This is a genomic window from Streptomyces sp. H39-S7, from assembly GCF_027158205.1.
GTDB lineage: Bacteria > Actinomycetota > Actinomycetes > Streptomycetales > Streptomycetaceae > Actinacidiphila.
The window spans coordinates 1-10193 of sequence record NZ_JAPVLU010000083.1 but is presented as its reverse complement, the minus strand read 5'-3'; the positions used below and the strand labels follow the sequence as shown (position 1 = coordinate 10193).

Here is a 10193-nt window from a genome sequence, read left to right as displayed (position 1 = left end):
GTGATGGCGGCGACGAGCAGCCCGGAGGCCGTGGCAGCCGCGCCCAGGGCCGGCCACGGCACATGGCGGTTCGACAGGTCGGTGTCGGACAGGGCGACGGCCGGCAGCCAGCGCGCGTCGGCGAAGGTCACCAGCAGCGCGGTCGCGGCGGCGGCCGTCACCGCGCCCCGGCCGCGCGAGCTCCCGCCCAGCTGCCAGGTGGCGGTGGCCACGAGTGCGGCGGCCAGCAGCGCTCCCGGCGTCGCCACCTCTTCGATGAGCGCGAGAACGCGGGCCTGACTGGCGAGATCGGGGTCACCGCCGGTCGACTGCGGCAGCACGGAGCGGATCAGCACAAGGGCCGCCAGACCCGCGCAGAGCACGGCGAGGGTACTGAGGCCCGCCACCGCGGCGAGGCGGACCCGGCCCGCGCGGGTGTCACCCACCGTCGGCCGCCAGTCGGTAGCCGCCGCCGCGCACCGTCTCGATCGCCGCGCGCTGGAAGGGCGCGTCGATCTTGCGCCGCAGGGCACTGACGTAGACCTCGACGATGTTGATGTCTCCGTCGTACGACACGTCCCAGACGTCGTCCACGATGTCGATCTTCGGGATGACCTCGCCCGGCCGCCGTGCCAGGCACTCCAGCACCGCGAACTCCTTCGCGGTGAGGTTGATGCGCTGTTCGCCGCGCCCGCAGCTCCGCGCGGCGGGATCGAGCCACAGATCCCCCAGGCGCAGCTGGGTACGCAGCCGCGGGCCGCCGCGGCGCAGCAGGGCGCGGAGCCGGGCTTCGAGGACGACGTAGGAGAAGGGCTTGGCCAGGTAGTCGTCGGCGCCGGTGTCCAGCGCCTCGGCCTCGTCGTACTCACCGTTCTTGGCGGTGAGCATGAGGATGGGGGTGTTGACGCCGTCGCCGCGCAGGCGGGCGCAGACCCGGTAGCCGTTGAGGCCGGGCAGCATGATGTCGAGGATGATCGCGCCGTACGCGTGCTCCCCCGCCATCCACAGTCCGATCCGGCCGTCGTGGGCGACGTCCACGGCGTACCCGGCCGCCTGAAGGCCGCGCTTGAGGGACGCGGCCAGCCGCTCCTCGTCTTCGATCACCAGCACTCGCATGCTCGCCAGTATCCCCGGACCGCGAAGATCTTCCTGAAACGATCTTCAGGTAGCTTCAGCCTCCTCTCAGCAGGTCACAGGCAGTGTCAGCACGTGATCGCCACCACCGGCACCCCTCCCGCCATTCCGATGACCGCCGCACCCCGCGCCCGCGGCCACCTCCGGCGCCACGTCCGCGCGGTCCCGGCCGCCACCACCCTGGGGTTCGCGTCATTCGCGCTCTACGCCCTCTACGCACTGCGCCATCACGCTCGATTCGACACCGGAGCCTACGACTTGGGCATCTTCGGCCAAGGCGTCCGTGCCTACGCGGACCTGCGCCCGCCTACCTCACAGATTCGCGCGGCGACCGCCGGTCCGGGACTGCAGGACGTCGCGTTCCCGCTGCTGGGGGACCATTTCCATCCCGTCCTCGCCACCCTCGCCCCGTTCTATGGGCTGTTCCCGCACGTCGAGACGCTGCTGATCGCCCAAGCCGCGCTGGCGGCGTGGTCCGTGTATGTCGTGACGTGCAGCGGCGGCCCGTGGACAGGCACCGCGTACGCACTCAGCTGGGGCATCCAGAACCTCATTGGCTTCGACTTCCACGAAGTGGCCTTCGCCCTGCCGCTGCTGGCCCTCGCACTCGCCGCCTACCTCGACCGCCGCTGGACCGCCTGCGCGGCCTGGGCATCGGCGCTGCTGCTGGTCAAGGAGGACCTGGGGGCCACGGTCCTGGTCCTCGGACTGCTCCTGCTGCGCCGGGGACCGGGCCCCGCCCGCCGGGCGGCGCTGGTGCTGTGTGTGGTGGGGCCCGCTGCGGCAGCGCTGAGCGTGTTGGTCCTCATCCCGCATTTCAACCCCGGCGGCGCCTACGTCTACCTCGGCTCGCACAACGCAACCGGCACCCTGGCCGCCGGCGGCACGAAGGCCCTGACGGTCCTCATGACGCTCCTGCCCACCCTCTTCCTCGCCGCCCGCAGCCCGCTGCTGCTCCTGGCCCTGCCAACGCTCGCCTGGCGCCTGTTGTCGGACAACCCCTCGTACTGGGGCCTCTACTTCCACTACTCGGCGGTCCTCATGCCCATCGTGTTCTTCGCACTGATCGACGCGGTCGTTCGGGGCAAGGCGCCGTCGCGGCTCCACGGCCACGTCCCGCTCGCCGTGGCACTCACCGCCGCCGCAATCGGCGCCCTCTTCCCGCTGGCCAGGATCGTCACCCCCGACTTCTGGACCGACACCCCGCGCATCACCGCCGCTCGGCAAGCCGTCGGCCTGATACCCGACGGCGCCCGGGTCGCCGCCGCGCAGAACCTCGCCCCCCACCTCACCGACCGCGCCACCGTCTTCCTCTTCGCTCCGGACATCACCGACATCCGCCGCCAGCCGGTCGACTGGATCGTCTCCGACACCGAGCGCCCAGGGATCGGGACCCAGCCCGGCCCGTCCGAGGTCAGCGGGTTCCGCCAGGTCTTCGCCGCGCACGGTTACGTGGTACTGCGGCGGAACTGATGCAGCACCGCCCAGCGTCTGGCGAAGCAAGTGCTCTCCATTGTGCGTTCCTGAGCTCGCGCGTTGGCGTCAGGAACGAACGGCGCGCAGGCCGGTGCGGATTTCCCTGACCAGAATCTCGGGCTGTTCCAAGGCCGCGAAGTGGCCGCCCATGTCGGCCTCGCCGTAGTGGATCAAATTGCTGTAGGTGTCTTCGATCCAGCTTCGTGGCAGGCGTGGGATGTCCCTCGGGAAGACGGTCACCGCGACCGGAAGCGTCAGCTTCGGACCAGCGAGAGTGGCCGATCTGTTCTCCCAGTAGATGCGGCCGGATGACGCTGCGCTGTTGGTGAACCAGTAGAGGGATATCGCGTCGAGCATGTCGTCCATGCTGAGGGCGTCCTCGGCGAGCCCGAGGTTGTCGGTCTTGGACTGGAACTTCTCGTAGATCCAGGCTGCCTGACCAGCGGGTGAGTCCGCCAGGGCGAATCCGACAGTCTGCGGCTTCGTGCCCTGAAGGTGGTTCGACCCACCGAGATCGCCGGTGTACAGGGCGAGGGTCTCCACGGCGTAGCGCTGTTCGGGCGACAAGGTGTCGGGTATCTGTGCGGGAAAGGCGTACTGGGTGTTCAGGTGAACTCCGACAAGCCCCTCGGGTTGCATGGCCCCGAGCGCGGTGGTGACGACGGCACCCCAATCCCCGCCTTGCGCGGCCCATCTCGTGTAGCCGAGACGCTTCATCAGTTCCACCCACGCGCTTGCGATGCGCGATACGGTCCACCCGGTCTCCGTGGGCTTCTGGGAGAACCCGAACCCGGGGAGCGATGGGACGACGACGTCGAATGAATCGGCGGCGGCTCCTCCGAACGAGACCGGATCCGTCAGCGGGCCGATCAGTTTCAGGAACTCGACGATCGAGCCCGGCCATCCGTGCGTGAGTATCAGCGGCATCGCGTTGGGATTCTTGGACCTGACGTGGATGAAGTGGATGTCCAGCCCATCAATCTCGGTCAGGAATTGGGGGAAGCGATTGAGCTCGGACTCGAAGCGCCGCCAGTCGTAGCCCCGCTCCCAGTAGCCGATCAGAGATCTGGCGTTCTTCACACGAACCCCTTGTGACCAGTCGCCCACCGATTCCGGATCCGGCCATCGAGTTCTGGCCAGTCGCTGCCTGAGGTCGTCGATCTCCGAATCCGAGATCGAGACGGTGAACGGGCGGATGAGGTTCGGGGGCGGCGGCGTTGGTGCGGTCATTGCCTTCTTCTCTCTCTCACGAGCTTCGAAGCACAGCGCAACTCTCCGCTGCACACCGGTGTGCAATCTACTTCAATGCACACCAGTGTGCAACACTGGTGTCATGCCTACCGAGACCTCCCGCGTGCGCTCGATGAACGAGACGCGCGATCGCATCCTCGACGTCGCCCTCGATGTGCTGGGAGAGAATCCCGACGCCGGAATGGGCGACATCGCCTCCGCTGCCGGCGTCGTCCGTCGCACGGTCTACGGCCATTTCCCCTCGCGCCTCGACCTGGTTCGGACGCTCACGGAACGGGCCGTCACCGAGATGACAGCCGTGCTCTCCGAAGCCAACGCCTCCGGCGCAGAAGCGGACGCCACGTGGGTCGAATTCATCGCCCGCGTCTGGCCGGTGGCGCACCGGTACCGAGTGCTGTTGGCGCTGCGCCGTGGCGAGTACAGCGAGGAGATCCACGCCCTGCTCGGGCCCGTCGATGAGCTCCTCGCCGACCTCGTGAAACGAGGCCAGGACAGCGATGTGTTCGCACAGCACCTGCCGGCGGGCATTCTGAGCCAGGTTGCCTACGGCGTCGTGTTCGCCATCGCGGACAGCCACCTGTCGAACGGGACCCTCGGTGCCCGAGCAGCGACGATCACGAGCCTGCTGATGCTGGGAGTTCCCGAGACGCGTGCAATCGCTCTCGTGGGCGACCAGCCCTGACCCGCAGCAGTGAAGCGGCGCTGCGGATCGCCCTGCTCACATCGGGACATCAGGAATGCGAACCCACATCGGAGGCCGACCCGCGCTGCCCGGAATTGGACGAGACCGTCGTCGGCTGGAACGGTCTGCCCGGCCCGCAAGACGACCACCGAGCTGAGCGGCAAGCTCTCCGCGCTCAGTGCTCGTCCGCGACCGAGCAGCCCGCACGTGGACCTGTCGCATAGGCCAACGGCGGCGCGATCGCCCGTACGTCCGCCTGCTCCGCCACCCACAGTCCGATGAACAGTGCGGCGGTCGCCTCCAGCAACCCGGCGCGGTCCAGCCCGCCCCCGGCCACCGGCTCACAGCCCATGTCCCGCACGAGCTCGCGTGTCAGGGCGAGTGCCGCCTCGTCGTCGCCGCAGATCGGAACGGCCAGGGGCTGACCGTCGAAGACCGGCGGGGTCATCCGCCACACGTCCTCGTGCCGCCGCAGCCAGTCGGCCGGCCGCGGAGGGGCCGCCTTCTGTCAGGAGCCGGAAGCCGGGCCCGACCGGATTCGCGCAGTCGAGCAGGACCTTCCCCTTCAGTGCCGACCGATGCTCCCTGACGATCTCCGCTCCCACGCCGTACGGCAGCGCCGCCAGCACCACCTCGCCGAAACCGACAGCTGCCCGCAGACTCCCGTGCCCCGCACCGCCCCCTATGCGTGTCGCGAGCCGCCGGGCGTTCTGCTCGTCCCGGCCGCCGACGAACACCTGGTGCCCGGCCCGCGCCCACGGGGTGGCCAGTGCGTCCGCCATGTTCCCTGTTCCCAGCACACCGATCTTCATCGATACGCCCCTCTCCGCATTTGCTCCAACGGCTTTCGGGACGACACTAGGAAACCCGTCAGGCACCATTTGGTACGTGACGACCGACGCGTACCTCGCTGACTGCCGCGCCCGCCTCGCCTTCGACCTCCTGTCCAACACCTGGAACCCCGTGCTGATCTGGGTCCTGCGGGACGGCCCCCGGCGCCCCGGCGAACTGCGCGGGCGCATCGGCGGCATCAGCCCCAAGGTCCTGACCCAGACGCTGCGGCGGCTGGAGTTCAACGGGCTGGTGACACGCCATGCCTATGGCGAAGCGCCGCCTCGTGTCGAGTACGAACTCACGCCTCTGGGACGGACGTTGCTCGACCCGATCGACGCACTGGGGGCGTGGGCCTTCGAGCACGGCAACGAGGTCATGGCAGCCCAGGAACGCATGGATGGGTGAGCTCCCGACACGGGGCCTCTCCCTGCCCACCTTGACGCGGCATCTCGCGCCTACCGGGTGCTCGCCCAAGTCAGCCCTGCCCTCGTACCTCCCGCTCCTGGCCAGGGCGCTGCAACGCATGACCTACGACACCGGATCCGGCAAAAGGCATGCAGCCAGTCTCGCGTTGAGCGAGGAGGCGGTGGCCGCGGCCCGCCTCATCGGACCTCTCGACCCCGCCCGCGCGGAGATTCTGTACGGGGCCCTCGACACCTGCCAGAGAGAGCTGTACACCCTGGGCCGACGCGCCGCAGGGCTCGCCATGCGTGCCGAGATGCTCGCGATTGGGCGGGCGCACGCCGAACTGTTCGCCGGCCCCGTGGTAAAAGGGCTGAATACGTGGGCTCGCGGTCTTTCCGAGGCCGGCCGGTATACCGAGGCTGCTGATGCCATGACCGAGTTGATCGAAGCGTCCCTGTCCGAAGGCCCCGTCAGTGGGGATCTGACCTGGTCGCTCCTGGAGTGGATCGCCGCTCTTCACAGCGATGGCAGGTCCGGCCAGGCGCTCACCGCGTTCGAGACACTCGTCAGCATGGAGGCGGCCGAAGCCGCGAACGACCGTGGCCCGATGGCCTGTCATCTCTACTCGCTCATCGGGTACGCAACCATGCTCGACACGTACGGCCGTGTCGAGCAGGCAGCGCTAACACGGCAAGAAGCACTTGCTCTCCTGACAGAGCTGGCCGATACAGGTGAGCGAAAGTCCTGGAGTAGCTATCAGACAACGTTCTGGGCGGTGCTGCTGTCATTCTCCGGCGCCGACAGCGAGCATCCCGCGTCCGATGGACCGCGTCCGCCGTCAGGGGCGGCGCTCATGCAGTGGTCGCCCGGGGCGAAGCAATGGTACTTCGACAGCCGTCCTGCCCTGCGGGAACAGATAGATGCCGTGACCGCGCAAGCCACCGAAGATCCGGACCAGCATCTGGCCGAACTGGTCCGGCTGCATCGAACGCTCACCGCCCGCTCCGCTGTCTACTGGGAGGACCGCACCCACCTGTTCGCGGAGCGAGTGCGCTCCCTGTACGACGACGGAGTGGACCTGGGCCGCCGGCTGTCTCAGCACGACCCGGTGGATGGAACACGAACACTGGCCGGCGTCCTCATCGACCGCTCGAACTTCCACACGGCCGCCCGCGAGTTCAAGCCGGCCCTCGATGACTTCCGCGAGGCCCTGGACTGCCTGGGGGAAGCCGCGGGCGGATGGTGACCTGCGGATGGGCGGCGCGGATGCGGTGCTCTTGTCGTGGTGCTGTCAGGTCAGGTCCGTTCTCGGGTCGACCGACCAGTGGTTGGTCCGGAAGATCTGCCCGGCGAAGGGCACGTCGGTCTCCGACACGAAGTGGAAGCCGACCGAGCGGCAGATCCCGTTCGAGGCTGCATTGCCCGTTGCCGGGAAAGCGTGCACGACTCCCCAGCGGTTCTCGTCCCTGGCCCGCTCCAGGAGGGCGCGGACAGCCCGCTTGCCCAGCCCTTGCCCTTGGAACTGCGGGAGCACCATCCAGCCGATTTCAGCGATGGGTCCGTCATCGGTGGGGTGGGACGAGAGGGTCACCGTTCCCGCCACCACTTCGGGAGTGGCAGCATCGGGGACGATCATCTTGAACCAAGCGAGGTCGGCGGTCGCCTGCTCCGCGTCCCGGCGCACCTTGGCCGCCATTCCCTCGCACGGCTGCGGGCCGCCGAGGTCGGCCATCATGACGGGATCGCACCGCATCCGCACGTAGGCATCGACATCGTCCGGTGAGACATCACGCAACCTCATGGGCCCCTCTTCGTGTGCGCTGGGATAACTGGAACCAGGAGGTTATGTGGTGGCGGGTGTCAGCAGCGCGTTCTCCTGGACCACCGCGAGGGACAGCGTGCGATAGCCGACGGTGTCGAACAGGACGGTGATCCGCCCGTCCTCCTCGCTCATCACCGCGCCCTCGCCCCATTGTTCGTGGCTGACGTGCGTCCCGGGGGCGAAGGGGTGGGGGCCGGTGACGGGTTGCGGCGCGGGGGTGCCGCCGGTGCCGGCGAGTACGTCACAGGGGTGGTCGGCGTTGCCGTCCTTGAGCAGTTCGGCGGCGGCGCACCGGTCGCAGGAGCCGCAGTCGCCCTCTTGGGTCTGGCCGAAGTAGCCCAGCAGGAAGCGGCGGCGACAGCTGATGGTCTCCGCGTACCCGCGCATCATGTCCACGCGGCTGCGTTCGAGCTGCTGGCGGGCGTCTGCCAGTTCCTCCGCGTCGCGGGCCGCGCGCGCCGCGCTGATGCCCGGTACCGGCTGGAGTTTGCCCTCGTCCGTGGTGTTGAGCGCGTCGACCTGTTCGAGGAGGTTGACGACGGCGGTCAGTCGGCTGGCGGTCAGGTCCGTCTCCTCGCGCAGTTCGCTGGGCGAGACGGGAGCCCGGTGGGTCTGGAGCTGCTGGGCGACCTGGGTGACGGTGTCGGGATCGGGCCTGCCGGCGGCGAAGAACCGCTGCAGGCCGAGATCCTGGGCGCGGTAGGCGAGGATGGCGCGCGCCGGTTCCCCGTCGCGGCCTGCCCGGCCGATCTCCTGGTAGTAGGCGTCCAGGGAGCCCGGGACGGAGGCGTGCAGGACGAAGCGCACGTTGGGCTTGTCGATGCCCATGCCGAAGGCCGAGGTCGCCACCACGACGTCCAGTCCGCCGTCCAGGAAGCGGTGGTGGACGTCGGTGCGTTCCGCGGCGCGCAGACCCGCGTGGTAGGCGGCGGCGTCCAGGCCCAGCTCGCCCAGCTCCCGCGCGTAGTCCTCCGCCTCGCGCCGGGTGGCCGCGTAGACCAGGCCCGGTTTGGGTTCGGCGGCGGCTCGCTCGATGACGGCCCGGCGCTTGAGGGATTCGTCCTGGAAGGGGATCACTTCCAGGTGGATGTTGGGACGGTCGAACCCGGTGACGATCTCGTGGACGTCTCGCATGCCCAGTTGGGCGATGATGTCCGCCCGCACCGGGGCTGCCGCACTGGCGGTCAGGGCCAGGACCGGCGGACGTCCGATGCGCTGGATGACCTGGCGCAGACGCAGGTAGTCGGGCCGGAAGTCATGCCCCCAGGACGACACGCACTGCGCTTCGTCGACCACGAACAAGGCGGGTCGGACGGCGGCGAGCTGCTCGATCACCTCGTCCTTGGCCAGCTGTTCCGGCGCGAGGAAGAGGAAGTCGATGTCGCCCTCGCTGATGCGGTCCCATACCGCGCTGTTCTCCCCCGCGCTCTGCGTGGAGTTGATCGCGGCGGCGTCCGCGCCGTCCCGGCGCAGGAGGCCCTGGACCTGGTCGCGTTGCAGGGCGATCAGCGGTGAGACGACCACGGTGGGCCCATCGAGCAGCAGCCCGGGAACCTGGTAGACGGCCGACTTGCCGGCCCCGGTGGGCATGACGACCAGCGTGTCACGGCGTCGCATCACCGCTTCCATGGCCGGCAGCTGCTCGGGACGCAACCGCTTCCAGCCGAACACCTCGCGGGCACGCCGCTGGAGTTGGCGAGAATGCGACCTGATCATTGTTGCTCCTTCGGCGCGGGCTCCGCCCGCAGGCCGGGCCGCGGGGGGGTTCGGATGGCGGGCGACTACCCCGAACCCCGCGTTCGTACCGCGCCGCCGCTACCGCCGTGCGTCCGGGTCCATGGGATCGACCTCGGCGAGCCAGGCGTCGGCGATCAGCCGGTGCCCCAGCGGGCTCGGGTGGACGCCGTCCGGGGCCAGTTCCGCGGGCTCCCGGTCCTGCGCCGCGCGGGGCAGCACGAGGTCTGCGCGCACCATCTGGGCTCCGTTGCGCCCTGCTGCCCGCAGGACGGCGTCGGTACGCGGCGACAGGTCCTCGAACCAGCGTTCCTGGTCCGGCCCGACCGGCAGCAGGAACGGGGTGATGACGACCAGCCGTGCGGACAGCTTCCGCGCGGTGGCCGCGAGCAGGCGGTCCAGGCACGCCTCGAACTCGTCAACCGGGCTGAGAACGTCCTGGTCGTAGCGTCGCCAGGTGTCGTTGATGCCGATCTTGACCGTGACGACGGTGGGCCGGTGGTCGATGACGTCGGTGTTCCAGCGGGATTCGAGGTCGTACACGCGGTGGCCGTTGATCCCCCTGTTGATGACGCGGGGGCCGGGCACGTCGTGCGCGCGCTCGCGCAGAGTCCGCGCGATCTCGTGCACGTATCCCTCGCCGAGCGCTGCGGGATCCGCACGGTCGCGGCCCGCGTCGGTGATGGAGTCGCCGATGAACAGGAGGGTGTCGTCGTCCTGGAGATGCATGTCTGCCGTCCTGGTGTCGTAGGGGCGGGCGGGCGACGGGACATCCCTTGCGTGACCCGCCGGATCACAGTCAACTACGCCGGATCGAGGAGGTTCGTTCCGCGGCGCGCCTCAGCGTCCGGGCCTCGCGGTCCAGCACCGCGGGGT

Annotated in this window: 10 protein-coding genes and 1 pseudogene; 4 read left to right on the top strand and 7 right to left on the bottom strand. The window is 69.2% G+C overall.

Annotated features, from left to right (window positions below; all coding sequences use genetic code 11):
* Both O3X23_RS41050 and O3X23_RS41045 read right to left on the bottom strand, forming a co-directional pair.
* A partial coding sequence (locus O3X23_RS41050) for a hypothetical protein (protein WP_269279482.1) occupies nucleotides 1–425 on the bottom strand: 425 nt, incomplete at its 3' end.
* Entirely contained in the window at nucleotides 418–1095 is a 678-nt protein-coding gene (locus O3X23_RS41045) for a response regulator (RefSeq protein WP_269279480.1), read from the bottom strand. The genes O3X23_RS41050 and O3X23_RS41045, both read right to left, overlap by 8 nt.
* 93 nt (nucleotides 1096–1188) lie before the next feature.
* On the opposite strand from O3X23_RS41045, the gene O3X23_RS41040 reads away from it, so the two are divergent.
* On the top strand, nucleotides 1189–2586 hold the full coding sequence (locus tag O3X23_RS41040; protein ID WP_269279478.1) for a DUF2079 domain-containing protein: 1398 nt from the start codon (nucleotides 1189–1191) through the stop codon (nucleotides 2584–2586).
* Nucleotides 2587–2655: 69 nt separating this feature from the next.
* On the opposite strand, the gene O3X23_RS41035 is transcribed toward O3X23_RS41040, so the two are convergent.
* Entirely contained in the window at nucleotides 2656–3819 is a 1164-nt protein-coding gene (locus O3X23_RS41035) for an epoxide hydrolase family protein (protein ID WP_269279475.1), read from the bottom strand.
* 103 nt (nucleotides 3820–3922) lie between these two features.
* On the opposite strand from O3X23_RS41035, the gene O3X23_RS41030 reads away from it, so the two are divergent.
* Nucleotides 3923–4522 (top strand): TetR/AcrR family transcriptional regulator, encoded by a 600-nt coding sequence (locus tag O3X23_RS41030; RefSeq protein WP_269279472.1) that lies wholly within the window; start codon nucleotides 3923–3925, stop codon nucleotides 4520–4522.
* Nucleotides 4523–4697: 175 nt separating this feature from the next.
* Here the strand turns inward: O3X23_RS41030 and O3X23_RS41025 are convergent.
* Nucleotides 4698–5334, bottom strand: a pseudogene (locus O3X23_RS41025) (NADPH-dependent F420 reductase).
* 76 nt (nucleotides 5335–5410) lie between these two features.
* Here O3X23_RS41025 and O3X23_RS41020 point away from each other — a divergent pair.
* Nucleotides 5411–5761: a winged helix-turn-helix transcriptional regulator gene (locus O3X23_RS41020; protein WP_269279469.1), complete on the top strand. Its 351-nt coding sequence runs from the start codon at nucleotides 5411–5413 to the stop codon at nucleotides 5759–5761.
* Between the two features lie 118 nt (nucleotides 5762–5879).
* Nucleotides 5880–7007, top strand: a complete 1128-nt coding sequence (locus O3X23_RS41015; RefSeq protein ID WP_269279466.1) for a hypothetical protein — start codon at nucleotides 5880–5882, stop codon at nucleotides 7005–7007.
* Nucleotides 7008–7052: 45 nt separating this feature from the next.
* On the opposite strand, the gene O3X23_RS41010 is transcribed toward O3X23_RS41015, so the two are convergent.
* The 3 genes from O3X23_RS41010 to O3X23_RS41000 form a co-directional block, all read right to left on the bottom strand.
* Nucleotides 7053–7562 carry a GNAT family N-acetyltransferase gene (locus tag O3X23_RS41010; RefSeq protein WP_269279464.1) on the bottom strand — a complete coding sequence of 170 codons (510 nt, stop codon included), beginning with the start codon at nucleotides 7560–7562 and terminating at the stop codon, nucleotides 7053–7055.
* A gap of 42 nt (nucleotides 7563–7604) precedes the next feature.
* The gene (locus O3X23_RS41005) at nucleotides 7605–9299 is read right to left on the bottom strand and encodes a RecQ family ATP-dependent DNA helicase (RefSeq protein WP_269279462.1); all 1695 of its coding nucleotides are present in this window, start codon (nucleotides 9297–9299) and stop codon (nucleotides 7605–7607) included.
* A 99-nt stretch (nucleotides 9300–9398) separates the two neighbouring features.
* Nucleotides 9399–10046 (bottom strand): SGNH/GDSL hydrolase family protein, encoded by a 648-nt coding sequence (locus tag O3X23_RS41000; RefSeq protein WP_269279459.1) that lies wholly within the window; start codon nucleotides 10044–10046, stop codon nucleotides 9399–9401.
* Nucleotides 10047–10193: the final 147 nt, after the last annotated feature.